The organism is Idiomarina solivarensis (assembly GCF_033052755.1).
In the GTDB taxonomy this organism is placed as follows: Bacteria; Pseudomonadota; Gammaproteobacteria; order Enterobacterales; family Alteromonadaceae; genus Idiomarina.
Window position 1 is genome coordinate 34578 of the sequence record NZ_JAVFHZ010000002.1, and the last position, 25523, is coordinate 60100.

The following is a 25523-nucleotide window of genomic DNA, read 5'->3' on the forward strand; positions in this document are numbered from 1 at the left end:
CCGCGCGTTTTCCGCTAGAATAACCTCACAATTTTTTGTGAGGTTTTTTTATGAGTGCGTACGCAGAACACATCAAGACAGTTTGTAATCGCTTTGATAAAGCGCTAGAAGACAACCAGTTTGAATCCGTATTGGTTTACTCAGGCCAGCCGCGAGTTGATTTTCTTGATGATAACGCGCCGCCGTACCGGGTGAACCCACTGTTTAAGTACTGGGTACCGGTTACAGAAAGCCCCAAAAGCGCCATTTTTTATCGTAAAGGCAGCCAACGGCCAACGGTCTATTTGTTCCAGGCGCGTGATTTTTGGCATGCCTCAGTTGATGTTCCCGAAGAAGAATGGCAGCAATACGTTGATTTAAAAATCATTGATGATTTAAGCCTGCTTACCGAGGATTTAGGCAGTGACTTAGAGCAATCCGCGTTTATTGGTGAAGACTTTGCACAACCCGTCAGCAATTGGAAAGTCAAAGCCCGCAACCCGCAGGCATTGATTGATCATTTGCATTTTCACCGTGCAGTGAAGACCGAATGGGAAGTCGAAAACTTACGCGAAGCAAACCGTTTAGCGACAAAAGCTCACGTTGCCGCAAAAGAAGCCTTTTATGCCGGAAAAAGCGAACTGGAAATACACCACGCGTATCTCTCCTCTATCGATTTTCGTGAGTCACAGGTTCCTTACAACAGCATCGTCGCTCTGAACAGCCACTCAGCAATTTTGCACTACGATGTTTACGATACAGTTCCGCCAAAGCAACTTCGCTCTTTCTTAATTGATGCTGGCGCACGTTATCGTGGTTATTGTGCCGATATAACTCGTTCGTATGCTTACGAAGAAGGTTTCTACGCTGATTTAGTAGAAGCGATGGATAAAGCCCAGCAGGAGTTATTAAGAGAAATTAAACCGGGCGTTAGTTATTACGATTTACACGTATCAATGCATCTCAAAGTGGCGCAAATTCTCAGTGATTTTGACTTCATCAAAGGCGATGCGCAAAGCATTTATGAGAAAGGCTACACGAGCGCCTTTATGCCTCATGGGCTGGGCCATTTCATTGGTTTGCAAGTGCACGATGTGGGTGGTTTTCTGAAAGATGATAAAGGTAACAGCTACGAGCGTAGCGATCGCCATCCGTTCTTGCGCTTGTTGCGTGATGTCGAAGTAGGCCAGGTATTTACCATTGAACCAGGGCTGTATGTTGTTGATCAGTTATTGGAAGAACACAAAGACAGTGCCGACATTAACTGGGATAAAGTTGACGAACTTCGTCCATATGGTGGTGTGCGCATTGAAGACAGCATTGTGGTTGGCGCCGATGGCAATGAAAACCTAACGCGTGATGCTTTTAAAGAGCTTGGCGCTGAATAAAACCTTTATTGGTGCAGTACTTTAGCGCCTAATATCACCGGGCGACTGGCGCCTGTTACGGCAGGCTGATTGCCCGGTTTTTTGTGTTCGTAACACCAGCCTAGCCAGGCAAACGCCATGGCTTCAACCCATTGCGGGTCAACGCCTAAACGGGCGGTGGTATCGCATTCGGCCGGCGCCAGAAGCTGGGCTAATAATGACATGAGTAGTGGGTTTTTTGTTCCGCCGCCACAAAAGTAGACAGCCGCTGGTTTTTGCGGAAGCGTCATTAGGGCGTTTTTAATACTGATAGCGCTAAGTTCAGTGAGCGTGTGCTGGACGTCTTCAGGCGCTATGCTTTGTTCAGCCAACTGGCGCTTAAGCCAGTTCAGGTTGAAGTCCTCGCGGCCGGTGCTTTTAGGCGCACGCCGTGAGAAGAAAGGGTGTTCCAAGAGTTGTGCCAGCAGGCTCGGCTGTGTCTTCCCAGAAAGTGCGAACTGGGCGTTTTCATCGAAGCCTTTATTGGGGTGGTGATATTGGACCCATTGATCCAGTAAAGTATTAGCCGGTCCGGTGTCAAAGCCCTGTACCTGTCCTTCAGAGCCTAACCAAGTAACATTCGCTATGCCACCCAAATTAACCACCGCAATACTCTGTTCTTTATTGCCAAACACTTGTTGGTGAAAAGCTGGAACTAAAGGTGCTCCCTGGCCTCCTGCGGCAATATCTTTACGGCGAAAGTCATAGATAACATCAATGCCGGTAGTCAGCGCTAAGCGGGTGGGATCGCCAATTTGGCAAGTGTATGAGGGTACTAAGTTAGGCTTATGGCGTACCGTTTGCCCATGGCTGGCTATTGCAATAATTTTGTCCGAGTGAATATTTGCTTTAGAAAGAAGTTTATTCACTGCCTCAGCTGAGTGCTCAGAAAAGGCTATATCCAAATTTGCGAGTTCATCGGCTGACCAAGTGTCACTGTGGCTGATGTTCAATAGGCGGCTGCGAAGCGAGTTCGGTATGGGTAAGGAGTAGTGAGCCTCGAGTGTCAAACCTTGTGCGTCTATTTGGACTAATGCGGCATCAACAGCATCCATACTGGTGCCCGACATCAGTCCTATAAAACGTTCAGGCATCATCTCATCGCCAGGTAAACGCGCTTGTTATCGTTAAGTATCGCCATGACCTGATCGGCATGCTGACGAAAAGAAGGCAGTTCTGACTCACTTAATGATTGAGCCTTCGGTAACTCAACGGTACGCGGGTTGCGATGGGCGCCATTGACTAGGAATTCATAGTGTAAATGTGCTCCGGTAACACGGCCCGTTGCGCCTACGCGGCCAATAACCTGACCTTGTTTTACGCGATCGCCGGTTCTGACGTGCTTGCGACTGAGATGGAGATATTTAGTCACGTAGCGTTCGCCATGCTGAATAAAGACATAATTACCATTGAGCGAATTATAACTGGCTGAAATAACTTTACCGTCACCAGATGACATCACTGGCGTGCCAGTAGCAGCTGCGTAATCAATTCCATTATGAGGTCGCACGCGACCCGTCACCGGGTGTAAACGACGGGGATTGAAGCTTGAACTGATATAGGTAAAGTTTACTGGTGAACGCAGGAAAGTCTTCCGCATCGCACGGCCGTTAGGGGTGTAATACTGGCCATTATCATGCAGTATGGCTTGAAAACGTTCGTCGCGATTGACGAATTCGGCTGCAAGAATCTTCCCATAACCAACAAACTCGCCATCGACATAGTGCGTTTCGTAAAGCACGCTGAACTCATCGTTTTTACGTAGATCCAGAGCAAAGTCGATGTCCCAGCCAAAAATATTCGCGATACGCATAATTTGGTTATCCGTCAGACCCGAGTCTATACCCGCGTTCCAGAAGCTGGAATCAATGACGGCATGGGTGAATTCGGTCCGAACCTCAACGTCTTTGGTTTCTATTTCAGCAACAAAGCTATCGTTCTGGCGGGTAATGATAAGAGTTTCGGTATCATTTAACTGATAGACCAACTGAACCAGTTGGTCGGTATCGTCTGTTGCAAAACGAAGTAAATCGCCCGGGTATACCTGGCGCAAGTATTTCGCGTCTTCGCCGGATTCCGTTACTTGATACAGCTGTTGAGCACTGTAGCCAACTTTATTAAACACTTTGGCCAAGCTATCACCGGATTTGATCTGATAGGTCTGCCAGGTCAGGTTTGCACGCTCAGTGTTTTTATCTGAACCTGCCTGCTCGAAGGCTAGCTCCAGCTGGTAGCGTTTACCCGGCATGAGCTGTTCTGCCGGCGTCGTGTTCTTGGAGGCAGTTGCTGGCTCTGACGGTATGATCAGTAATAGCAAAAGAGCAACGCTGATCACACTGACCAGAATTTTATGAAAATGCGGAAGTTGTAAAAACATCCGCTGAATTTGGGTGACAAATTTTAATGTCATATTTTAGCGCACTTCACTTTCTTTATTGTGATTATCCAGTAAACACTTACCACTATACAAGTGGTTTACCGCAACTGTTTACAACCACAGAATAACCTTATGCTTTCGAGGATAATACGAAAAAATGAAGAATACCAGCCTATCGCGCTTAAAACAGTGTTAAGAATGGCGTAAAATGATTGGTTTATGAGTTTCTACAGTTGGAGAAAAGGATGAAAACCGAAGTGGCGGAAGCTATTGCCGAGATTACTCGCGGTGCCGAAGACGTTTTACTCGAGCAGGAACTGGCTGAGAAGTTAGCGAGTGGTAAGCCGCTGATAGTTAAAGCAGGCTTTGATCCAACTGCGCCGGATCTGCATTTAGGACACACTGTTTTGATTAATAAACTGCGCGTGTTCCAGGATTTTGGTCATAAAGTGGTGTTTCTGATAGGAGACTTCACTGGCATGATTGGCGACCCGACCGGAAAGAATGTCACGAGAAAGCCGTTGACCCGCGAGCAGGTCATTGCGAATGCAGAAACTTATAAGGAACAAGTTTTCAAAATTCTCGACCCCTCTAAAACCGAGATTCGTTTTAATTCCGAATGGATGTCGAAAATGAGCGCGGCCGATATGATCAAACTGGCTGCTCGTCAAACGGTGGCACGCATGTTGGAACGCGATGACTTTAAAAAGCGTTACCAGAGCAATCAGTCCATCGCGATCCACGAATTTTTGTATCCGTTAGTACAAGGGTGGGACTCGGTTGAATTAAAAGCCGACGTTGAACTGGGGGGCACGGACCAGCGTTTTAACTTACTCATGGGACGTGAGCTGCAAAAGGAAGAAGGGCAGCGGCCGCAAACCGTTATTATGACGCCGCTGCTTGAAGGCTTAGACGGTGTGCAAAAGATGTCGAAGTCGCTCAACAACTACATAGGTATTACTGAAAGCGCCAACGATATGTTCGGTAAAATCATGTCGGTCTCAGATGAACTGATGTGGCGCTACTTCCAGTTATTGAGCTTCAGGTCTATTACTGAAATTGATGAGCTGAAAGCCGCTGTAGCCGATGGTCAGAATCCTCGCGACGTGAAGGTTCTTTTGGCCAAGGAAATCATCGCACGATTCCACTCAGAAGATGATGCCGAAAAAGCGGAGCAAGATTTTATTCAGCGTTTTCAAAAAAATGCCTTACCCGATGATATTCCGGAAAAGACCGTTAATGTAGGCGTTGAAGGTATGGCTATCGGTAATGTCCTAAAGGAAGCCGGATTAGTGCAGTCAACTTCCGAAGCCTTGCGGATGATAAAGCAAAATGCGGTTAAATTAGATGGCGAGAAATTCAGTGACTCCCGCTATGTTTGCACAGAAAAAGATTCTGGTGTTTACCAGGTGGGCAAACGCCGCTTTGCTAAGCTAAATTTAATTGCTTAGCCGGTGTGTGGTTTAGACAATAAAAAAGGCGCCAGTTGGCGCCTTTTTTGTTTCCTTCTCTCTAAACTCTAAAGCTCTTGATGGAGTCCTGGAGTTCGTCTGCCAGCTTCGCGACTTCAGTAGAGGCCTGAGCGGTTTGTTTCGAGCCGGAAGCGGTCTGCTCGGCAATTGAAACGATAGATTCAAGGCGTTCGCTGATGTCATGCGCAGTACTGCTTTGTTCTTTCGCTGCGTTGGCAATGTGATTACTGCTATCAGACGCTTGGTGGACTGACTCGGTAATCGACTGCAGGGCTTGAGCGGCTTCGTCAGATTGTTGTACGCTGAGCTCTGCTTGCTCACGGCCTTTATTCATGACGCTAACGGCTCTCTGAGAGTCGTTTTGAAGACTTTCAATCATGTCCTGAATTTCTTCAGTCGATTCTTGGGTGCGGCTCGCCAAGGTTCTGACTTCATCGGCTACAACAGCAAAGCCTCGGCCTTGTTCACCCGCGCGAGCGGCTTCGATAGCAGCGTTCAGAGCCAGTAAGTTGGTCTGATCGGCAATGCCACGAATAACGTCCAGAATGCCGCCAATATTTTTACTGTTTTCAGATAACTGATCGATAACTTCAGATGCGCCCTTAATTTCGCGGGCCAACCCTTCAATGGTGGTGCGGTTCTTGTCTGAAATTTCTCTTACTCGTTTGGCTTCATCATCAGAGTGCTGAATTTCGCGTAACGCTTGATCGGCACCATCGGCCATTTCACTGGCGGTGTTATTCATTTCCTGAGTCGCGGTAGCCACTTGTTCTATTTGACGGCGTTGCTCGTCAATGGCGTTAGTGGTTTCGTCTGAAACATTAGAGGACTGTTCTGCCGCCGTCGCTAGCTGAGTCGCGCGATTAGCTATTCCTTCAATTAGTTTGCGCAAGTTGCCGGTCAACTTATTGGTGTTTGAAGCCAATTCGCCAAATTCATCCTGAGCGTCGTAATCAACACGTTCTGTCAGGTTACCATCGGCCATAATATTCAGCATATGGTTAACACGAGATAACGGATTGCTAATGCTGCGGACGGTATACCAGGAGATGAGCACTGCCAGTGCAATAGAAATAATGGTGATAATACTGTTCAGCCAGCTGCTCGTTGAAATAGAGTCGGAAACCGATACGCGAGTGTCCTCGGCAATTCCCCGTACAGCGCTCTGCAATTTATCGGCGTCGGCCATTACCTTGGCCAACTGAACTTGTGACTGTTTCAGGGAGGCTTCAGCGTCTAAGCGAAGCTGTTGGCGGTTGATGACATTATTTGGATACGATCCCGTGCCTTCCAGTTTATCAAGTGCGTTACGAACCGTCGTGACAACGTCATTTACCGCAGTTTCCATGTTGCCTGTGGCTTCGTTACTCAAAACTTCCAAACGGGGACGAATACTATCAAGACTAATATCGATTTCACTTTTAATGATTTGCGCTTTGTCTAATTGATCGGCCTTATTTAAGTCGTACATTAACGTAATAAGGCTCGACAATGATGATTCAATATTGCTTGCTTCGCGCGAAATGACGGCGTTTTCAGACATGTCCATAATGTCTAATAACATAATGGCTGCATCATCGATATTGAATGCAATTTCATCTAACTGTCGTCCAGTCAGCGCCTGCAATTCCAGGTAGCCAGTCTGCTGGTTAAACAGACTGTCGATTAAAGCGACATAGTTTTGTGAGTCTTTTTCTATCGAATTAATTAACTCGCTGTGACCAGACCCATTGATCAAACGTTGCAACTCTTTTAAGGAGTCAAATAGCGAGCTACGAGAATCCTGGAATTCTTCTCTGTGATCTTCAACCTGGGCTAGGGTTTCGTCATAGAAAGTTTCTAACTGCACGTTACCAAGTTCTAGAATATCTACTTTGACGGCAGCAACTTCATTCAGTGCGGGAACCGCCTGGTCGTTTAGATTATCAACCGATGAGCCTATGCTGTTGATATTAAACAACGAGCTTAAGCTAATGATGAGTAACAGCAATGTAATGATGGCAAACCCACCAATGACTCGCATAGCAACAGTAATTTTCATGAAACTTTCCTCAGCACTGCATGATTATTATCATTTTCCGGTTAAAGCCGGTTGATGAAAGAATGTTTTACTTTCAACGTTATACAACGTCATGTGCTGGCCCCAAACACAGCCAGTATCTAAACCAATGATATCCTGACGCCGGGTCTCACCCATTAATGCAGCCCAGTGACCAAATAGTACTCGATTGCCGGATTCAGGCCAAAAGGTAAACCACGGTTTATACGAATCCTGCGGTGAACCTTGATACGGATTATCTTTTTGGGAGAAATCCAATTCACCATCCGAACGACAGTAACGCATTCTGGTAAACGCATTCACTATAAAACGGTATCGGTCGAATCCTTGCAGACTTGAGCGCCATTTTTTAGGAGTATCGCCAAATAGTTGCTGCATAAAGCTTTCAAACTGGCTGCTAACAAGAACGGCTTCAACCTCTTTTGCGTGTTGGCCTGCTTCACTCAGTGTCCACCAGGGATAAATTCCTGCATGGGCTAATACGGTATTAAAACCTTCCAGCTCCTGCATTAATGGTTGCTGGCGCAGCCAGTCAAGCCATTCAAAACGGTGTTTGTCTGCCAGTAAGGCATCGAGTTTATCTTTTGGATTGGGCTGGCGGAAACCGAGTAGCACCGCCATCAAATTTAAGTCGTGATTACCTAATACCGTATGGACAGAGTGACTGTTTTGATAAAAAAAACGAAGAGCATCGCGAGAGTCAGGGCCTCGCGCAACAATATCACCAACACACCAAAGAGAGTCTTCAGTAGGGTTAAAACTGACCTGAGTAAGCAAGGCCTCTAGTTCACGGAAGCAGCCCTGGATATCACCAACAATATAATGACTCATAATTAATGAATGATATTAGGAATGGCCAGGCGAAAAGAAGGAATCGGCGCCTTAAATTGTGATCCCTGTTCATCAATCATCAGGTAGTGGCCTTCCATGGTACCTATGGGTGTCGCTAACACGGTTCCACTGGTATAGCTGAACGACTCGCCAGCCTTAAGTTTAGGCTGCTGACCAACCACACCGTCACCCGCTACTCGGGTAATTTTATTATCGGCATCGGTAATACGCCACTCGCGAGCCTGTAATTGCACTAATTGGCTGGAGTGATTGGTTATGGTAATCGTGTAAGAAAACACATATTGGCCAACGTCCGGGCTCGATTGGGCCGCTAAATATTGCGTCTTAACATCAATTTTTATATTACTGAGTGTCATTGTTTTCCGTTTGTTCGGTAAGCCAGTCGGATATTCTGCAATAATCATCAACCGATAAGGTCTCAGGCCTCGCTCCTGGATTAATACCAAGCGCTTCTAACTGTTCTGCAGGAACCAGTTGCTTAAGGTTGTTTCTTATTGTTTTACGACGTTGATTAAATGCTGTCAAACACAAGCTGTGCAGTTGTGCTTTGTCTTTAACTGGATGAGGACTGTCAGTGTAAGGTTCCAAACGAACAACGGATGACTCGACCTTTGGTGGTGGTGTAAAAGCTGACGGTGGCACAGAGACGACCGGAGTGACTTTACACGCTTGCTGGACTCCGACACTTATTCGTCCATAACTTTTTGAGCCGGGCGCTGCCGCCAGGCGATCCACAACCTCTTTTTGCAACATAAAGTGCATATCTTTTATGTGGCTGGCAAACTTGAGTAAATGAAAAATGAGTGGGGTAGAAATGTTATAGGGCAAATTACCAAAGACGCGTGCCGGGCTTTCTTCGGCAAACTGTCGGAAATCAATGCGTAAAGCATCCGCCTGGATAACTTCCAGCTTTTGACTTAAAAAGGGATGATGTTGAAGCCGCTCAACCAGGTCCCGGTCAATTTCAATCACTTTCAGGTGGCCACTACGGTCAGCCGTTGGCTCTGTTAATGCAGCGAGTCCCGGTCCAATCTCGATAAGGTTTTCGCCGGGTAGCGGATTAATAGCGTCGACAATTTTCTCAATAATATAATCGTCATTCAGGAAGTTTTGACCAAACCGCTTACGTGCTCTGTGGCCGAGATGGGTTTTGCTCCCGCCTTGGTGTTTATTCATAATACGCTGCTCTTGCCATATCAATTGCGGTTTGCATTGCCAGTTGGCAGCTACCGTCGTTTATCTTTCCTGTTCCGGCCAGCTCGAGTGCTGTGCCGTGATCCACGGAGGTTCGAATATAAGGTAACCCAAGCGTAATGTTAACCGCTTGTCCAAACCCTTTGTATTTTAACACCGGAAGGCCCTGGTCGTGATACATAGCAACCACTGCACTGGCATCTTCCAGGTATTTCGGCTGAAAAATGGTATCGGCAGGGTAGGGGCCGTGAAGGTTCATGCCTTGTGTTTTTAAGTGCTCAATTACCGGGGTTATCGTCTCAATTTCCTCTCTTCCTAAATGTCCCGACTCGCCTGCATGCGGATTAAGGCCGCAGACTAAAATTTTAGGTGATGATTCACCGAACTTCTTAGTGAGATCGTTGTGTAAGATAGAGAGAATATTTGTCAGACGTTCTTTGGTAATTGCCTTTGCGACATAAGCCAGCGGGATATGAGTGGTGACCAGAGCCACGCGCAACCCTTCGGTCGCCAGCATCATGACGACATCATTGCAGTTGGCTTCATGTGCTAAAAATTCGGTATGCCCTGAGAAAGCGACTCCGGCCTGGTTAATCACTCCTTTATGCACCGGGCCCGTGACGATAGCATCAAACTCACCGGCAAGGTTACCATCAGAAGCTCGTTTTAAGCAGTCAACGACATAATGACCGTTGGCCACGCAAAGCTCACCGACAGTCACGTCTTCACAAACAGGAATATGCTCTACCCACAGATGACCGGGCTGATGTTGAGGCAGAGTTTCACCCTTCTTGTAGCGGTGAAGGGTAATAGGAAGCCCCAATTGCTCTGCCCGCTTTGTCAGTAAATTCTTGTCGGCACAGACAACGACAGCAGCCGACCAAGGCTGCTGTGCAATTTTTATTATCAGGTCCGGGCCTATGCCAGCTGGCTCCCCGGGCGTGAAAACGAGAGTTGGTATGCTCACTCAGCGACTCTTCGTATATACGCCTGATCGCGAATTTCCTGCTGCCAGTTATCCAGCTCCTCTCGGAATTTGCGACTAAACAGCATTTGGTAGGCTCGCTCTTGTTTATTTTCTTTCGTCGCGTCTTGTATTCTGCGATCAGTTACTTCAACAATATGCCATCCGAACTGTGTGCGGAATGGCTCGCTGATAGTATCCGTCTCCAGCGTTTCAACTTTTTGTTCAAATTCTGGTGCGTACTTGTCTGGGCGTGCCCAGCCTAAATCACCACCGCGTGAAGCGGAACCCGGATCAGCGGAATGCTCACGAGCTAATTCGGCAAAGGTCTTTTCACCGCTCATAATTTGTTCGCGGTACTGACTCAGCATTGCTTTCGCTTTGTTGTCCGAAAGGATAACGGAGGGTTTTATTAAAATGTGACGCGCTTCTACTTCCTGAACTTCGACGATTTGCTCACCGCGTTTGTCTTTTACTTTTAAAATATGAAAACCAATACCGCTGCGAATCGGGCCAACGATATCGCCAACTGATTTTCCGTCAACCGCTTCAGCGAAAAGCGTTGGCATACTGTTGATAGTCATCCAGCCCATGTCTCCGCCATCAAGTGCGGCTGAACCCGATGATGAACGTACGGCTAAATCAGAAAAGTCATTGCCACTTTCAAGAAGCTCTAGGACAACATTGGCTCGCTCTTTTGCTTTCTCGAGCTCAGCTTGTGGCGCATCGGAATTTACCCCAATGAGGATCTGCGCCAGGTGGTACTCTGTCTGCACCTCTTGATTATCATTAATTAAAGTAACCAGATTATTCACTTCCTGAGGAGTAATAGAGACTCGTTGCTGTACCGCGGCTCTTTGAACCTGTTGTATTATTACCTCGTTGCGTATGTTCTCGCGGTAAGCTGCCCAGCTCATGCCACTGTTAACGATTTTTTCGCGGAGTTCAGCGGTGGTCATATTCTGGTTCTCCGCAACGCTGCTAATGGCTTGCTCCAATTGACTGTCATCGACCTGTATACCCATGCGTTCAGCCATTTGCAGCTGAATTTCTTGTAATACAAGGCGCTCGATAGCTTGGGTTTCCAACACTTCATCGGATGGTGCATTGGAGGTGTTAAAGTTCTGGCCACTTTTGACTTGTTTAATCAGCTGCTCAATTTGACTCTGTAATACAACACCATCGTCCACAACCACCACAACACGATCTAAAATCTGTTGAGCCTGAACTGTGCTATTGAGTAAAAAAGACGATGCAATCAGCGCCGCTGCTGAGCAAAACATTGCAATTTTTTTCATTATACCTACCACTAGTTACTGAGATAAAAAGGACGGCGATAGCCGTACGTACTTTTCTCAAGCATGTTAATTAAACCACTGTTATCGGAGGCTAAGCCACTGATAATAAATTGTATGCTAATGCCATTATCAAACTGGGTATCCCCATTCGTCTGATTACCTCTTACTGCCGGTTCGAGGTCGCGGTTGATGCGCCGGTAAGCGCTTACCCGTAAGGCCCAGCAACAACTACTGTATTGGACGCCCACCATAGCATCATTTAAGCGATCATGTGTGAGATCATAAAAGACATTTGCCGCTACTTGCCAGCGTGAACTGGCAACCCAAACTGTCTGCGTTCCAACTTGTTCAATATCGTTGTTCAATATGTTGGTTGCTGTGCGATGACTGACCTGTACCAGGTTTGATTCATCTTTACGGAACTCTATCGCGGTCTGACTCTTACGGGTGGTGTTAAGTTCCGTGTCGTATTGAATAGAACTGCGCAAAGACCAGTTTTTATCTACCGCCCAGTTGATGTCGGCGACCCATTCACTGTTGCTGGAGGTTTCGATTTCGCCATTACCGGCAAATAATTCCGTTCTGCTGTTATTGATATTGTAAATCTGACCAATGCTGGCACGGAAGACTTCGCGTTCGTTTTGGGTAAAAAAACTACTGCTGACGCCATAAGTCACCTGGTTTGCTTCAGCAATACGGTCGAGTCCGGAAAAACGACGGCTGCGGAATAGGCCATGATAATCGTCCTGTAAAAGCGACGTATCGTAAATACCGATATTTTGTTGGTTTTCGTAAGGCACATAGAGGTATTGAATTTGCGGTGACAGCGTTTGACGGTATTGAGTGTCATTGATTTCTACCGGGCGTTCCATGTGCAAGCGCGCGCGAATTCGTGCGCGGGGTAACGCACGGGTGACCTCTTCTTTGATAGCGCTGTCGGGGCTTTCTTGCCAATAGTGAGTGTAGAGATAAGATAGCTCAGCTTCAGCGTCAAAAGCGGGCTTTTCGTAACGGTACTGAATGCTTGGCTCTATGTGCGCACGCGTTGCATACTCTTGTGACTGATTTTGGTTTTCAAAGTGCGTCAGCTCGTTATAAAGACTGGCACTGAAGCCTTCAAAGTCATTGGAGCTGTAGTCAACGCTCAGCTGGGGAAGAGTGCGAAAAGGGCTGCGATAGTCTCCAATCAATTCGTAGTCTTCTGTACGCAGCTGTGCCGCCCAATTTTTATGTGCATAATCAAGTTGCGCAACGCGGTATAGGTGGGTGTCGGCCCGTCCGGCAAAATCACTACCAAAGTCATTTAGATAATTGTCGTCACTGATTTCTGTCGCATTAAGGTAAAAACTTAAATCCCGGGTAAGCTGCGCTGAATGCTGAACATGCCACAGATAGCGTTTCTTCTCATCGGTTCGGGTATCGTCGCTGTTCAGATACGAGATGTTAACTTGTCCGCCGCTTTGCTGGAATAAGTAGCGGTATTCGCCTTGTAACATAGTGCCGCGCTCTGACATGTAAATTGGTGATATGGTCGCGTCCATATTGGGGGCAATATTAAAATAGTACGGCACTTCAACCTCAAAACCGCTGTTTGAAGAGGAGTCAAACGTAGGGAAAAGCAAGCCAGTTTTGCGATCATCACTTAGCGGAAAATTAAAGTAAGGCAGATAAAGAACGGGTACATCAAACAGTTCGAAACGGGCATGCCACGCTTCACCGTAGTCACTGGTCTCGTTTATTTCTATACGTTCAGCTCGCAGTTGCCATGCGGGTGAATCGCCCGGGCAAGTGGTAAAGCTGGAATCTTTTAGCAACATTTTCTGACGTGACAGTAACAACAGTTGGGCGTGGCCTCGTGCGTTATAATTTCTTAAACGGTAATTGCTGTTATAGAGTTCTGCAGCGTCCTGCTCAAGATCAAGATAGAGCGAGTCACCGGTAACGGTCAACTCTCCGTCATTAAAGATAATGCCATTGGATGCGATAATTTCGCCGCGTTGTTGGTCAATTGTCGCTTTTGCCGTTGAAAGCCATTGACCGTTGCGCTGAATAATAACGTTGCCGGTAAAATATGCTTTTTCATCGGAAAGAATTTCAGCGCTACGCGATTCAACGCCAATAGTACCGGCGTCAGTTTGCTGCAGCTGCACTGGGTCGATTACATCCTTAGAGGACGGAGTAACCGCGCAAGTTTTGCCGTATTGTACGTCTTGATTTTGTAAAACCGCTAGCGCATTGCCGGTAAATGACAGTAGCATCAGCGGAGTAATAAACCTTAGCAGCAATTGAATTTTCCGTTTTTGATTATTAAAAGCATTTTTTCTGTTGCCCAGCGCGTGAGTATAATAAAGCAATTTTGTTTGTTTCGCTATTTGGTACACTGCTAGTTTTAAGGCTTGGCGACAAAATTGGTGGAGGAAGTTTTGGAAGATAAACGTGAGGTGGCCCTGCAGGCATGGTGTGAAGCCCAAACCGGCGTTCCGCAACCAAAGTTAGAGGTGGTATCCGGTGACGCCAGTTTTCGTCGCTATTTTCGCGCAACAAACGGCAGCGAAAGCTTAATAGCGGTTGACTGCCCTCCCGAAAAAGAGCCGATGAAACCATTTTTGGCTGTGGCTGAAGCGTATGCTGATGCCGGGGTCACTGTGCCGGAGGTCATTGCCGCGGATATCGAACAAGGTTTTATGTTGCAGTCCGATTTTGGGCAGATACTACTGCTGAGTAAACTTCATCCCCGCAACGCTCGACAGTATTATCAGCAGGCTTTATCGGCGCTGCCCGATATCATGTCCGTGCGTCGTACCGAACTCGGTGAACTGCCGAAGTTTGATAGTGAACTGCTGGAGCGTGAACTTTCTCTATTTAAAAACTGGCTATTGCAGACGCATTTGCGATTGGACTGGCAGGATGAAGACGAGCGGATATGGCAGCAATTCAGCGAAAAATTAATTAGCAATGCTCTGGAACAACCGCAAGTGGGGGTGCACCGCGACTTTCATTCCCGCAACCTCATGTTATTGGATGACGACCGTATTGGCATTATCGATTTTCAGGACGCGGTGCTCGGCCCCATAACTTATGATGCGGTATCGCTATTGCGCGATTGCTATATTGAATGGCCCGACGATTGGGTTAGCGAGCTGAGTCAGGGCCTACGGTTGAAACTGATTGAAGCGAATCAATTAGCCTCTCAGATAGGAGCGGAACAGTGGCAGCACTGGTTTGACTGGATGGGACTGCAGCGGCAAACCAAGGCGGCGGGCATTTTTGCTCGATTAGCGCACCGGGATCATAAGCCGGGTTACTTACAGGACGTACCAAGAACTCTAGGCTATCTGAGGCGAGTAAGTGCTAACTACCCAGAGCTTTCTGAGTATAACCACTGGTTGGAAACGCGTGTTATACCGGCCTGGGAAGCGACTGTATGAAGGCAATGATACTCGCTGCCGGCAGGGGTAAGCGTATGCGTCCGTTAACGGACAGTCAGCCAAAGCCGTTATTACCGGTGGCTGGCAAGCCTATGTTAACTTATCACATAGAGAAGCTGGCAAAAGCAGGTGTTAATGAGGTTGTGATTAATCACGCCTGGCATGGCGAGCAGATAGAGAAATTTGTTGGTGACGGCAGTCAGTGGGGATTGCAAATTTCGTTGTCAGCTGAGCCTGAAGGCGGTCTTGAAACCGCAGGGGGGATTATCAAAGCATTGCCGTTATTAGGGGAAGAACCTTTCTGGGTTATCAATGGCGATATCTGGACCGACTGGGACTACAGTAATTTGCCGACAGATCTGGTGCCCGGGCAGCTTGCGCATTTGATCATGGTTGATAACCCCGTTCATCATGCTGAGGGGGATTTTGGCATTGAAAACGGTTTGCTAGTAAATAATAGCGCACCACGAAAAACATTTTCTGGTGTCGGTCTATACCGTAAAGAGCTATTGGCACCTTACCCTCAGGGAAAACATGCGTTAAAGCCGTTTTTTGAACAGGCGATGAGTCATAACCAACTGGCGGCAAGCTGCTGGGGTGGCTTTTGGACTGATGTCGGTACGCCGGAACGTTTGCATCAACTTAACCAACAACTGGAGACATAGAATGGTTTGGGGAAAAGTGGTTGGTGCGTTAGCCGGCTTTGCTTTTATGAAATGGCCCGGCGCGATATTAGGAGCTTTGATTGGCCACTGGTTTGATCGGGGAATGGCTCAGGATTTCTCCCGCAGAGGTGCGTGGGGACGCTTTTTATATGGTGCTGAACAAGCTGCAGGAGACGCGAATTTCATTTATACGTTGTTTGCTGTGATGGGGCATGTTGCCAAAGCCAAAGGACAAGTCACTGCGAGAGATATCGCTCAAGCTCAAGAACTGATGCGTCGCCTGAACTTGGGCTCTGACGCGACCAAAGAAGCGCAGGAAGCCTTTCGGGAAGGTAAAGAACCGACGTTTCCATTGCAGCAGGTAATGAAAGACTTTAGTGCGTCGTTTTACGGCAACAGAGATGTATTGCAGCTGTTTATGGAACAGTTGATTGGTCTGGCACTGAATGATGGAATTTTGGATAAGTCAGAGCATGAAGTGCTCGCTAACGTGGCCAAGTCCCTTGGCTTTACCCGATTTCAACTGGACCAGTGGCTAATGATGGAGAAAGCGGCATTTCGCTTTCATCAACATCGTCGGCAGCACGGACAACAACAGCAAAAGGCAAATAACCAGGAGCAAATTGATAATGCCTATCAGGTGTTAGGGGTTACCGCGCAGAACAGTAATGCTGAAATTAAGAAGGCGTACCGCAAACTCATGGCCAGACATCATCCCGATAAACTTGCTTCAAAAGGGTTGCCTGACGAAGTCATGAAACAGGCGCAACAACGTGCTCAGGATATTCAGGCTGCCTATGAGAAAATTAAGGAAAAACGCGACATCCGATAGGCCCTGACGTTGCTAAAAACCGTGAAACTCAAGCCAGCCTTTAATGGTGGATGTTAGCTCTTGTTGCCCGGTATTGCCGGAATTGATCAGCTGATGCGGACGGTAAGCGGGGTGCTGATATTTATTGGCTAACTTTTTGCGCAGTTGCCAGTGCTCGTTGACCCAACGGTTACTTTCCGCACTTCGAATATCCAGCACCGGTAACTGAGATTGACTGATGCGCGTTGCCAGATCACGGTTGAACTGAAACTGTGGTACATAGGCATTAATTAAAATAAGTGCGTCCGGCATCATGGCCGGGTCGCTTTCAAACAGTCGCAGTACAATATCCGCGGTAATACCTTCCACAACCCAGACAGAGAATCCTGGACGGCTGATGGTTTCCTCTATGAGCGCTTCCAGGCGTTGTTTTAATGCGCCGACCAAGGGGGTAAAAACGTCTTCACCCGCGGCGTCAGGAAAATGTGTGGTTGTGGCTGGGGTCTGTAACTTGCTGGTGCGTATAGCGCTGTCCGGAGGGGTCAGTGCCCACGTCGTCCAGCCAAAATCCGGGGCGCTTTCATAAACCGGACGAATATAAAACGACTGCAGCGGATGGTAGTGCCAGTCAGGTAACAGCACCATCTGTCCTCGCTCGAAAGCCTGCAAGTACTCCTTTTTTAACGCCAAATAGCGCTCGTCGCCATCTCCGGATAACCAATGTAACTGGTCTTGTGGTAGATAACGTTGTAAGTCGTCCTGGCTGAGAGCCGGCGTTGTAAAAACCGCCACCAACAGCATCAATAAATAGCGCTTCATCCTGCCTATATCGGCCGCTGTGGCACTAGCTTGAGTGCAAACTTTTAAAACGGAACCGGGCTATGAAATTCGATTGGTTGTTCGGTTGTCGGGTGCGTTACGGCAAGATATTCAGCGTGCAGTAGTAGCCTGTCAGCTGCAGCAAACGCATCGTCATGAGCATAGAATTTGTCGCCCAATATCGGGCAGCCAACAGCCTGCATGTGAACCCGTAATTGATGCGAGCGTCCTGTATAAGGTGTCAGTTCAACGCGCGAGCAATTACCGTCAACATCGCTAACCCGATAGAAGGTTGTGCTGGCTTTGCCGGTAAAAAAGTCCATGTGTTGCCGCGGTCTGTTAGGCCAGTCGCAGGAAAGGGGCAATTCGATTTCTCCTTGTGGAGCCGGAAGTGTGCCCCAAACTTTAGCTACGTACTTCTTGTTCGTCGTACGATTTTGGAACTGTCGGTTCAGGTGGCTTTGTGCCGCTTTGGTTTTAGCCAGTAATAAAATGCCCGAGGTTGCCATATCCAGCCGGTGAACGACTCTTATGTGCGGGTGCGCTCGTTGTACCCGGGTATAGACAGAGTCTTTATGTTCTGGCCGTTTACCCGGAACGCTGAGCAAGCCGCTGCTTTTATCAACCACCAACAACTGGCCGTCCTCATAAACAACGTTAAGGAAAGGGATTGTGGGTGGTTGATAATGTAGCAACGTCATTAATGGTTATTCACCAGAATACGAACCGCCTGCAGTGATAACTGTGGGTTTTCCAGAGCTGACGTGATCTGTTGTTCGCGCCAGTCAATTGCTTCTATTTCACTGGTACGCACCGAGGGGTTCTTCGTTTGCAAATCGAGAAGCCTGGCTCGCTCAGACTGCAATGCTTGCAGCGCTTTTTCCTTTACTTGCGTAAGCTGTTCTTGTTGCCACTCACGTGCCTGTTGTTGGCCTGACTGAATCAGTTTTTGTGCTGGTTCACGCAACTGTCGCAATATTTGACGAGCGGTCTTTTTGTCAATAAAACTGGCCTGTTGATCAAGAAGTTCCCGCGATACTTTGCTGGACAGTTCCTGACCTTGTCCGTTAAACAACAAGCGTAAACTTTGCAATGGACAAAATTCCTGCAGCGCTGCCGCTTTGGGGGCTGGTACCAAACTGCCGAAGTCTAGCTCTAAGAACCAGCTTCCTGCCGGAATAGCCGGGTTCTTCAGTTCTGCAACGCAAGTACTGCCAAAGTCATCTGCGGTCAGCAGTTCCAGCGCAGCCTGCACCATCGGGTGATCCCAACTGAGAAAGTCAGTATCTTCAAAGTTTAGCGCGGTGACTCGGTCAAAGGTTACCGTGACACCATCGTCGGGTAGTCCGGGTAAGCTGCCGACACGCATATGCTCGCCGGGTCGAATAAACCAACGCTCTTCATCCAACACTTCGTTGTTAATACCAAAGCGGTCGCAAAAGGCAATCATAAAGTCGGCCAGTGTGTCGGTATCGGCGTCTTTGTTTATCTGCTCGATAATTTTTTCCGCCTGTTCAGGACGACAGGCATTTAAGGCCTGCAATTTATCCTGCCCTTCGCGGTTACGTTCTATCCAGGCGCTATGAAGTTCAACCGTCTGCTCCAGCAGCTCTTTACTCAGTGGTTTGCCCTCAGCTATGGTGTGTTCAATGTCAGCACCAAAGGCATCGTATAGCTTACGGCCTATTGCGTTACATTGACGAAAAGCATTCATGCCCTGCTCATACCAGGGCAGTAGTATGGCTTCCGCTGAGCCCTTGCAATAAGGCAGGTAAATATCAATGTTTTGCTGCTGGCCGATACGGTCTAAACGGCCAATGCGTTGCTCGAGTAAGTCTGGGTTAGTCGGTAAGTCGAACAAAATCAGTTGCTGTACAAACTGGAAGTTACGTCCTTCACTGCCAATTTCTGAACACAATAAAATAGGACTGCCGTCTTCGTCGCTGGCGAAAAAGGCGGCTGAGCGGTCGCGTTCGGTTAGCGTCATGCCTTCATGGAAGGTTGCCGCCTGAACCCCGGCCAGTACCCGCAACGCTTCAGATAAGTCCAGCACCTGTTCTGCGGTTTTGCATATTAGCAGCGCTTTTTCAGAGCGGTTCTGTTTAATGTGTTCCAGTAACCAGTCAATGCGCGGATCTTCCATCCACCAGGGCATATCGTCATCAGGCTCGCATTCGTCCAGCTCTACCGGATGAAAATGACGCTCAGGAAAGCCGCCAATGTCGGCCCGACGGTTACGGAACATCACACGGCCGGTGCCATGCTTATCCAGCAGCTCGTCCAGCTTAGCTGAGTCAGTGACCGACTCAGCTTGCTCTGCCAGTTCTTTGTAATGTGCTTGTTCTTCCTGAAAGCTGGCAAAATCAGAAAACCGGTCTGGATCTAACAGTTGAAGTCGCTGAAAGTGTCCTTCAGCGCCTTCTTGTTCGGGTGTTGCTGTGAGCAATAGCAAACTAGGTACCGCTTCGCAGAGGTTTTTTACAGCGCTAAACTCTGGCGCATCAGGCTGCAAATGATGCGCTTCATCGATAATCAACAGGTCGAATTCAGCATCAAGCAGTGCCGGGCTCCAGCGCGATTCGTGCATAAAGCGGCTACTGATAATAATGTGCTGTTCGGTCAGGAACGGGTTTTCGCTGTCGGCTTCTGCCTGTTCACAACGCTCATCGTCAAACAAAGTAAAGCTCAGCGCAAAACGACGGCGTAGCTCAACCAGCCATTGATGCATAAGAGACTCGGGAACAACAATCAGGACACGCTGCGAGCGGCCAGTCGTCAGACGGCGCTTTATAATCATGCCGGCTTCAATGGTTTTTCCTAAGCCAACTTCGTCAGCTAACAACACTCGGGGGTGGTAACGGTCGGCTACGGTTTTTGCAATATATAACTGATGAGGCAGTAAATGCGTACGAACGCCCAGTAAACCAGCAACCTCGCTAGCCTGATGATGTGCCAGGTGCTCACTTGCTTCGCAGCGTAATTGATACATGTCGAGTCGATCAGCCTGCCCGGCCAGTAGTCGAGTTAATGCCGGGTTGCTGTCAACCTGATGGGAAAGTTGAGTTTCCGAGACCACGACGGACTCTTGTGTGTCGTCGCGTAAACCATGATACGTCACAATGCCTTGCGACTCTGTCAGCTCCTGAATAGTGAAGCTCCAACCATCGGCGTGTTTGCCTTGTTGTTGAACGTTCAGTTGATAGCGGGCCAGAGGGGCTTCTTGAGCCGAATACAGTCGCACTTCACCGGTAGCCGGGAACATCACGGTTAGGTGACGACCTTCGGCCTGGGTGATCATGCCTAGCCCTAATTCGGTTTCCGTTTCACTAAGATAACGCTGTCCTACTCTAAACTCGCTCACTACTCACTCCCGCGCGCCATTTTCCAAGGTCGCAATGGTACTTAATTCGTGCGCCAATTCCGAGGAAAAATTTATGTCTGTCACCGTTGTGTCATGAATTTTAGGCTAAGCTGTAAGAAAAGAATAATCACAAGCAAAGGTATGCGCTAATGGCAACAAACACTGGCAAGTTCTTTATTCTGGATACCAATATTCTTCTGCATGACCCTCTCGCCTTTCTTAATTTTGATGAGCACAACGTCGTTATCCCTATGGTGGTATTAGAGGAGCTCGATAAAATAAAAGATCGTAATAAGGATGTGAGCCGGGAAGCCCGGGTGGCCATTCGCTCTCTGGAAGAGGTGCTTAAGGAGGCGACGCCCGAGGAAATTGTTGCTGGCGTCCCTTTAAGTCGACTGCATGGCGAGCACAACGCAAATGGAACTCTGGCTATTTTTCCAGACTACCAGCTGGAACAAACTGAGTCGGCTTTGTCGCTAGCTGAAAATGATCATCGAATTATTCAGGCGGCGCTGGAAATTCAACGTGAACGCACGCCGGCAGGTGTCGTTCTGGTCACCAAAGACATTAATATGCGTCTGAAAGCTAAGGGCGCGGGTATGAAGTATGTTGAGGACTACCGTACCGATCAACTTATTGACGATATTCGCTTATTGACCAAAGGCTTCTACCGGTTTGAAGGCGACTTCTGGTCACAGGTAGGAGAGGTAAAAACTCAGCAGGAAGGGCGGGATGCCTACCATACGGTAAGCCGCGAGTTACTGCCGCAAATCTTTGTGAATGAATACATCATTGACGCTACCGATAATTTTGCGGCCCGCGTAGAAGAGTACGACAACGACACTGTGACCTTAATGGATTTAAGCGTAGAGAGGATGATGTCGTATGGCGCGTGGGGTGTGCACCCTAAAAATATTTATCAGGCGATGGCGCTGCATGCACTGCTTGATACGAGTATGGATATGGTGGTTCTGACTGGGCCTGCCGGTAGCGGCAAAACTTTTCTGGCGCTTTCAGCTGCTTTGCAGATGGTGGTTGAACAGGGAATTTATGAAAAAATCATCGTCACTCGCAATACCCCGGAAATTGCTGAGTCGATTGGCTATTTACCCGGCACTGAGGAAGAAAAAATGGCGCCCTGGTTGTCCGCAATAACGGATTCGTTAGAAGCTCTGCACAAGCATGATGAAAGTATGGAGTCGAGCCTCAACTACATTATGAAAAAAGCGAATATTCAGTTTAAGTCACTGAACTTTATGCGTGGTCGCAGCATACAGAACGCGATTGTCATTTTAGATGAAGCGCAAAACTTAACCGCCTCGCAGCTAAAAACTTTAATCACGCGTTGCGGGGAGAATACGAAGTTAGTGGTGTCAGGAAACCTGGCGCAAATTGACAGCTATTATCTTACCGCGGTGACGTCAGGGCTGACGTATATTGTTGAGCGATTCAAAGACTATCCCGGTAGCGCAACGATTAATTTAAATGGTGTCGTGCGCAGTCCGTTGGCACAGTTTGCTGAGGAGCATCTCTAATCAGTTGACCGAAACGACGGTGTATTGCCCTGTTTCGATTTGGAATTCTGTCTTTTCACTTACCTGGCCCAACGGCATGGCTGCGGGGCCAGTTACATCCACCAACACATACTTAATACCGTCATGCTCAACGGTTGTGTCATCATCCCTGCTACTAATCGCAATGCCAAAAACAGCATGTTCAGGCAGGTAAAAGATGGCCATTTTCGGTGTTTTTATAATTTGCTTTATTACCGACGTTAATAGGGTCACTTTACTGTCGCAGTCACCCTGGTTGTAGTAGAGCAATTGGTTGGGAGGGACAAATCCATCGCCGCGGCTATCCAGGCGATCACTTAAGTCGTTATAGGGAATGTGTTGAATGAAACTTGCAATGTAATTGATGTAATTGCGCTGTGTATTGTCACCCAACTGCTCCCCAATAGCCTGTATCAGCGGTCGTATGGTGGGGGTGACCTCACGTGCGATAGCCTGATGATCAGGAATAATGCCTTGTTCACCCAAAGGTAAGGTTAATTTGCGATAAAAGTTCGCTTCCAGGTAGTCATTCCAACGCTCGTCATAGTAGTCATGTAAGCGTCGTTTATACTCATTTAGCTGTTGTTGGTGCTGCTGATTTCGGGCCTTGCCCGTGACCAGTTTAACCGATTGCTGGCGCGGAGTTAGGCGTGCCTGAATACCTCTCCATTGCTGCTGATGAATATAGCGATTTAATTGGTGAGCAAGCTCGCGCTGGCTGCGTTCAAGATTAAATCCCCGGTAACGCTTTAGGGGCATCAAAAAATCTTTTTTATCAACCTGAAAGTTAAATGATTGTTGGCGGTCATCAAAGTCACGCCATTGGTAAGAGAAAGCCAGTTGACCGTTGTCGGTTTCTTTAAGCTGAAAGAAATCCTGAGCATTGCTTATTAGGGGAAAAAGTAAGAGTAACCAGACGATAGCACAGAGTTTATGTGTCATTCTGGTTACTCCTTGCAGTCCTTAAAACTTCATTTCGGTAATAGGACTGTCTTCAAATTTCAGGTCAACTTGATACTCAACGCCACCCGCACGGACGAAAAAATACGTCTTGTCTTTTTTGAAGACTTCTTGCAGAGAAACGAGTCTCAGACCGGGACGCCGCTCGGCAGGGAGGTCAGTAAGCTCTACTGTGCCTCGGGAAACCAGAATATTTTGGTAACGAGGACCAGTAATTAAAAGCAGTTTTTTATTTTCATCTTTCAGTAGAATGGTATTACCCGTTACTGAATAGGGTTCTTCATTACCAAACAAGGCCAGCTCCTGTCGCGTCAGCTTATTACTGACGACACTATAACGAATTATCGCTTTTTGGCAAATAACCGTTTAAAAAATCTTCAACAATAATGAGCGCCGCCTGACTATCAACCGCGCCCTTCTCCAGCTTTCGGAAACCGCCTTCGGCAAACAAACTTTCCCTTGCTGAGGTTGAGGTCAGCCGCTCATCCTGAAAAGCGACCGGTAAACCGAAGCGACCATGTAACCTGTTACCGAACTTCTTTGCTCGTTGAGTTAAGGGTTGTTCTGTGCCATCCATGTTTAATGGCAGACCGACGACCAACTGTTCTGGCCGCCACTCGGCAAATAACTTTTCGATAAGCTGCCAGTCGGGTATACCTTCCTTTGCTTTAAGTGCCGCTAAAGGCGATGCTGTTGCTGTTATTGTCTGACCAACAGCAACGCCAATACTTTTGGTGCCAAAATCAAAACCAATAACCGTACTCATGCGTGCCCGACATCCGGTCCCAGCTGCCACACATCAAAACCCAGCTTTTCGGTCGCTTTCTGCCAGCGTTCGCTGGGCGGCGTGTTGAACAAGAGTTCCGGGTCTGCCGGAATCGCCAGCCAGGAGTTTTCCCCTAACTCCTCTTCCAACTGGCCAGCCTCCCAGCCCGCGTAGCCCAGTGTCAGCAAAAACTGAGGTGGGGCTGCCGAGGAACCCAGTGCTTCGAGAATGTCGCGCGAGGTGGTTACCATAATGTCGTCGCTCATCTTTTGGCTGGCGCGCCAGTTATCCTGCGGTGGATGAATCACGAAGCCGCGTTCCTGGCCAACAGGGCCACCCTGATAAACATTACCTTGTAAGTGTTGGTTATTCTCGGGATAAACAATTTCCAGCTTATCCAGTAATGAGGTAACACTTAAATCCGCGGGCTGGTTAATGATTAAGCCCATCGCGCCTTCTTCGTTATGTTCACAGATATAGGTCACGGTCCGTTTAAACATCGGGTCGTTCAGCATAGGTGTTGCTATCAATAAATGGTTCTGTAAATTGTTCATCGATTCACCGACTCCTTAACGATAATCTCTGCTAACGATATTGGGGCGCATAGTTGAATTTCAATTAAGCTTTTCTTCTATAGCCTGGAAAACGAGCTCAGCGATATTGATGTCATAAGCATTCTCAATTTCACGCATACAGGTTGGGCTGGTGACATTAATTTCGGTAATACGATCACCAATGACATCCAGTCCGACAATAATAAGACCACGCTTTTTCAGTTCAGGACCTACTTTGCGGGCTAGCTCCCAGTCACTGTCAGATAACGGTTGAGCACGACCACTGCCGCCAGCAGCAAGGTTGCCCCGAGTTTCGCCCGCGCTGGGAATTCGCGCGAGAGAGTAGGGTACGGGCTCACCGTTAATAATCAGAATGCGTTTGTCGCCGTCTTTAATTTCGGGCAGATACTTTTGCGCCATGGCGTAGCGCGCGCCTTTTTCGGTGAGTGTTTCGATAATAACGCCTAAATTGTTGCCGTCGGCTCCAACCTTAAAGATTGACGCACCGCCCATACCGTCAAGAGGTTTCAGAATGACATCGCCATGCTTTTTATGAAACGCTTTAATGACATCGGCTCTGGCGCTGACAAGCGTGTCCGCAATAGAATCGGCAAACCAGGAGGTGAACAGCTTTTCATTGCAGTCGCGAAGGCTTTGCGGTTTATTAACCACCAGACTGCCGCGCAGCTCGGCCAGCTCCAGAATTTGCGTGGCATATAAAAACTCGCTGTCAAAAGGCGGATCTTTACGCATCATAATCACGTCAAAATCTTCAAGCGGACGATATTCGCTGTCGCTTAAACTGTAAAAGTCGCTTTTTTGGTCGCGAACGCTTACTTCGCGAGCAAACGCCATGGGTTGTCCGTTATCAATGACTAAGTCGCCAAGTTCAAGATAAAAACACTGATAACCGCGTGCCTGAGCTTCCAGCAGTAGACGAAAGCTCGTGTCTTTTTCGGTTTTTACTGCGGCGATTGGGTCCATCACCATAGCTAACTTTTTCAT

At 47.8% G+C, this 25523-nt stretch carries 23 protein-coding genes; 6 read left to right on the plus strand and 17 right to left on the minus strand.

What is annotated here, in order from left to right:
* Nucleotides 1-50: 50 nt before the first annotated feature.
* On the plus strand, nt 51-1367 hold the full coding sequence (gene pepQ / locus RBK99_RS04195; protein ID WP_317503393.1) for a Xaa-Pro dipeptidase: 1317 nt from the start codon (nt 51-53) through the stop codon (nt 1365-1367).
* A gap of 5 nt (nt 1368-1372) precedes the next feature.
* Here pepQ and RBK99_RS04200 read toward each other — a convergent pair whose 3' ends face one another.
* Both RBK99_RS04200 and RBK99_RS04205 read right to left on the minus strand, forming a co-directional pair.
* Nucleotides 1373-2479: an anhydro-N-acetylmuramic acid kinase gene (locus RBK99_RS04200; protein WP_317503697.1), complete on the minus strand. Its 1107-nt coding sequence runs from the start codon at nt 2477-2479 to the stop codon at nt 1373-1375.
* A complete protein-coding gene (locus RBK99_RS04205) occupies nt 2479-3795 on the minus strand; it encodes an OapA family protein (protein ID WP_317503394.1) in 1317 nt (438 codons plus the stop codon). The genes RBK99_RS04200 and RBK99_RS04205 overlap by 1 nt, the downstream gene beginning before the upstream one ends.
* Nucleotides 3796-4007: 212 nt before the next feature.
* Here RBK99_RS04205 and tyrS point away from each other — a divergent pair, with 212 nt between their 5' ends.
* A complete protein-coding gene (gene tyrS, locus RBK99_RS04210; RefSeq protein ID WP_317503395.1) occupies nt 4008-5213 on the plus strand; it encodes a tyrosine--tRNA ligase in 1206 nt (401 codons plus the stop codon).
* Between the two features lie 61 nt (nt 5214-5274).
* Here tyrS and RBK99_RS04215 read toward each other — a convergent pair whose 3' ends face one another.
* Genes RBK99_RS04215 through RBK99_RS04245 form a run of 7 tightly spaced genes read right to left on the minus strand, consistent with a single transcriptional unit; the run spans nt 5275 to nt 13886 of the window.
* The gene (locus RBK99_RS04215) at nt 5275-7275 is read right to left on the minus strand and encodes a methyl-accepting chemotaxis protein (protein WP_317503396.1); all 2001 of its coding nucleotides are present in this window, start codon (nt 7273-7275) and stop codon (nt 5275-5277) included.
* Nucleotides 7276-7305: 30 nt separating this feature from the next.
* Entirely contained in the window at nt 7306-8124 is an 819-nt protein-coding gene (locus tag RBK99_RS04220) for a symmetrical bis(5'-nucleosyl)-tetraphosphatase (protein ID WP_317503397.1), read from the minus strand.
* 2 nt (nt 8125-8126) lie between these two features.
* On the minus strand, nt 8127-8501 hold the full coding sequence (gene apaG, locus RBK99_RS04225) for a Co2+/Mg2+ efflux protein ApaG (protein WP_317503398.1): 375 nt from the start codon (nt 8499-8501) through the stop codon (nt 8127-8129).
* Nucleotides 8488-9321, minus strand: coding sequence for a 16S rRNA (adenine(1518)-N(6)/adenine(1519)-N(6))-dimethyltransferase RsmA (gene rsmA, locus RBK99_RS04230; RefSeq protein ID WP_317503399.1), 834 nt, complete (start codon nt 9319-9321; stop codon nt 8488-8490). Before rsmA ends, apaG begins: the two co-directional genes overlap by 14 nt.
* On the minus strand, nt 9314-10306 hold the full coding sequence (gene pdxA, locus RBK99_RS04235; RefSeq protein ID WP_317503400.1) for a 4-hydroxythreonine-4-phosphate dehydrogenase PdxA: 993 nt from the start codon (nt 10304-10306) through the stop codon (nt 9314-9316). The genes rsmA and pdxA overlap by 8 nt, the downstream gene beginning before the upstream one ends.
* Nucleotides 10303-11601, minus strand: coding sequence for a peptidylprolyl isomerase SurA (gene surA, locus RBK99_RS04240; protein WP_317503401.1), 1299 nt, complete (start codon nt 11599-11601; stop codon nt 10303-10305). Before surA ends, pdxA begins: the two co-directional genes overlap by 4 nt.
* 11 nt (nt 11602-11612) lie before the next feature.
* Nucleotides 11613-13886, minus strand: coding sequence for an LPS-assembly protein LptD (locus tag RBK99_RS04245; protein WP_317503402.1), 2274 nt, complete (start codon nt 13884-13886; stop codon nt 11613-11615).
* A gap of 138 nt (nt 13887-14024) precedes the next feature.
* On the opposite strand from RBK99_RS04245, the gene RBK99_RS04250 reads away from it, so the two are divergent.
* Genes RBK99_RS04250 through djlA form a run of 3 tightly spaced genes read left to right on the plus strand, consistent with a single transcriptional unit; the run spans nt 14025 to nt 16526 of the window.
* A complete protein-coding gene (locus RBK99_RS04250; RefSeq protein WP_317503403.1) occupies nt 14025-15029 on the plus strand; it encodes an aminoglycoside phosphotransferase family protein in 1005 nt (334 codons plus the stop codon).
* Nucleotides 15026-15694, plus strand: a complete 669-nt coding sequence (gene murU / locus RBK99_RS04255; protein ID WP_317503404.1) for an N-acetylmuramate alpha-1-phosphate uridylyltransferase MurU — start codon at nt 15026-15028, stop codon at nt 15692-15694. The genes RBK99_RS04250 and murU overlap by 4 nt, the downstream gene beginning before the upstream one ends.
* Before the next feature lies 1 nt (nt 15695).
* On the plus strand, nt 15696-16526 hold the full coding sequence (gene djlA, locus RBK99_RS04260) for a co-chaperone DjlA (RefSeq protein ID WP_317503405.1): 831 nt from the start codon (nt 15696-15698) through the stop codon (nt 16524-16526).
* 12 nt (nt 16527-16538) lie between these two features.
* Here the strand turns inward: djlA and RBK99_RS04265 are convergent, their stop codons facing one another.
* From RBK99_RS04265 to rapA, 3 genes are read right to left on the minus strand one after another with little or no spacing between them, the layout of a single operon-like run.
* Nucleotides 16539-17324 carry a DUF3530 family protein gene (locus tag RBK99_RS04265; protein WP_317503406.1) on the minus strand — a complete coding sequence of 262 codons (786 nt, stop codon included), beginning with the start codon at nt 17322-17324 and terminating at the stop codon, nt 16539-16541.
* 44 nt (nt 17325-17368) lie between these two features.
* Nucleotides 17369-18025 (minus strand): pseudouridine synthase, encoded by a 657-nt coding sequence (locus tag RBK99_RS04270; protein WP_317503407.1) that lies wholly within the window; start codon nt 18023-18025, stop codon nt 17369-17371.
* The gene (gene rapA, locus RBK99_RS04275) at nt 18025-20685 is read right to left on the minus strand and encodes an RNA polymerase-associated protein RapA (RefSeq protein ID WP_317503408.1); all 2661 of its coding nucleotides are present in this window, start codon (nt 20683-20685) and stop codon (nt 18025-18027) included. The genes RBK99_RS04270 and rapA overlap by 1 nt, the downstream gene beginning before the upstream one ends.
* A 149-nt stretch (nt 20686-20834) precedes the next feature.
* On the opposite strand from rapA, the gene RBK99_RS04280 reads away from it, so the two are divergent.
* The gene (locus tag RBK99_RS04280; RefSeq protein ID WP_317503409.1) at nt 20835-22220 is read left to right on the plus strand and encodes a PhoH family protein; all 1386 of its coding nucleotides are present in this window, start codon (nt 20835-20837) and stop codon (nt 22218-22220) included.
* Here the strand turns inward: RBK99_RS04280 and RBK99_RS04285 are convergent, their stop codons facing one another.
* From RBK99_RS04285 to gshB, 5 genes are read right to left on the minus strand one after another with little or no spacing between them, the layout of a single operon-like run.
* Nucleotides 22221-23180: a hypothetical protein gene (locus RBK99_RS04285; RefSeq protein WP_317503410.1), complete on the minus strand. Its 960-nt coding sequence runs from the start codon at nt 23178-23180 to the stop codon at nt 22221-22223.
* A 21-nt stretch (nt 23181-23201) separates the two neighbouring features.
* Nucleotides 23202-23492: a hypothetical protein gene (locus tag RBK99_RS04290; protein ID WP_317503411.1), complete on the minus strand. Its 291-nt coding sequence runs from the start codon at nt 23490-23492 to the stop codon at nt 23202-23204.
* Between the two features lie 37 nt (nt 23493-23529).
* Nucleotides 23530-23964 carry a Holliday junction resolvase RuvX gene (gene ruvX / locus RBK99_RS04295; protein WP_317503412.1) on the minus strand — a complete coding sequence of 145 codons (435 nt, stop codon included), beginning with the start codon at nt 23962-23964 and terminating at the stop codon, nt 23530-23532.
* Entirely contained in the window at nt 23961-24518 is a 558-nt protein-coding gene (locus RBK99_RS04300; protein WP_317503413.1) for a YqgE/AlgH family protein, read from the minus strand. Before RBK99_RS04300 ends, ruvX begins: the two co-directional genes overlap by 4 nt.
* 60 nt (nt 24519-24578) lie before the next feature.
* The gene (gshB, locus tag RBK99_RS04305; RefSeq protein WP_317503414.1) at nt 24579-25523 is read right to left on the minus strand and encodes a glutathione synthase; all 945 of its coding nucleotides are present in this window, start codon (nt 25521-25523) and stop codon (nt 24579-24581) included.

Excerpts from the sequence above, each read along its gene's own strand:
- gshB (WP_317503414.1), bottom strand. The coding sequence starts at position 25,523 with ATGAAAAAGTTAGCTATGGTGATGGACCCAATCGCCGCAGTAAAAACC.
- RBK99_RS04205 (WP_317503394.1), bottom strand. The coding sequence starts at position 3,795 with ATGACATTAAAATTTGTCACCCAAATTCAGCGGATGTTTTTACAACTT.
- murU (WP_317503404.1), top strand. The coding sequence starts at position 15,026 with ATGAAGGCAATGATACTCGCTGCCGGCAGGGGTAAGCGTATGCGTCCG.
- RBK99_RS04270 (WP_317503407.1), bottom strand. The coding sequence starts at position 18,025 with ATGACGTTGCTACATTATCAACCACCCACAATCCCTTTCCTTAACGTT.
- rsmA (WP_317503399.1), bottom strand. The coding sequence starts at position 9,321 with ATGAATAAACACCAAGGCGGGAGCAAAACCCATCTCGGCCACAGAGCA.
- RBK99_RS04285 (WP_317503410.1), bottom strand. The coding sequence starts at position 23,180 with ATGACACATAAACTCTGTGCTATCGTCTGGTTACTCTTACTTTTTCCC.
- RBK99_RS04200 (WP_317503697.1), bottom strand. The coding sequence starts at position 2,479 with ATGCCTGAACGTTTTATAGGACTGATGTCGGGCACCAGTATGGATGCT.
- apaG (WP_317503398.1), bottom strand. The coding sequence starts at position 8,501 with ATGACACTCAGTAATATAAAAATTGATGTTAAGACGCAATATTTAGCG.
- RBK99_RS04300 (WP_317503413.1), bottom strand. The coding sequence starts at position 24,518 with ATGAACAATTTACAGAACCATTTATTGATAGCAACACCTATGCTGAAC.
- RBK99_RS04265 (WP_317503406.1), bottom strand. The coding sequence starts at position 17,324 with ATGAAGCGCTATTTATTGATGCTGTTGGTGGCGGTTTTTACAACGCCG.
- pepQ (WP_317503393.1), top strand. The coding sequence starts at position 51 with ATGAGTGCGTACGCAGAACACATCAAGACAGTTTGTAATCGCTTTGAT.
- surA (WP_317503401.1), bottom strand. The coding sequence starts at position 11,601 with ATGAAAAAAATTGCAATGTTTTGCTCAGCAGCGGCGCTGATTGCATCG.
- RBK99_RS04215 (WP_317503396.1), bottom strand. The coding sequence starts at position 7,275 with ATGAAAATTACTGTTGCTATGCGAGTCATTGGTGGGTTTGCCATCATT.
- tyrS (WP_317503395.1), top strand. The coding sequence starts at position 4,008 with ATGAAAACCGAAGTGGCGGAAGCTATTGCCGAGATTACTCGCGGTGCC.
- djlA (WP_317503405.1), top strand. The coding sequence starts at position 15,696 with ATGGTTTGGGGAAAAGTGGTTGGTGCGTTAGCCGGCTTTGCTTTTATG.
- RBK99_RS04280 (WP_317503409.1), top strand. The coding sequence starts at position 20,835 with ATGGCAACAAACACTGGCAAGTTCTTTATTCTGGATACCAATATTCTT.
- RBK99_RS04220 (WP_317503397.1), bottom strand. The coding sequence starts at position 8,124 with ATGAGTCATTATATTGTTGGTGATATCCAGGGCTGCTTCCGTGAACTA.
- ruvX (WP_317503412.1), bottom strand. The coding sequence starts at position 23,964 with ATGAGTACGGTTATTGGTTTTGATTTTGGCACCAAAAGTATTGGCGTT.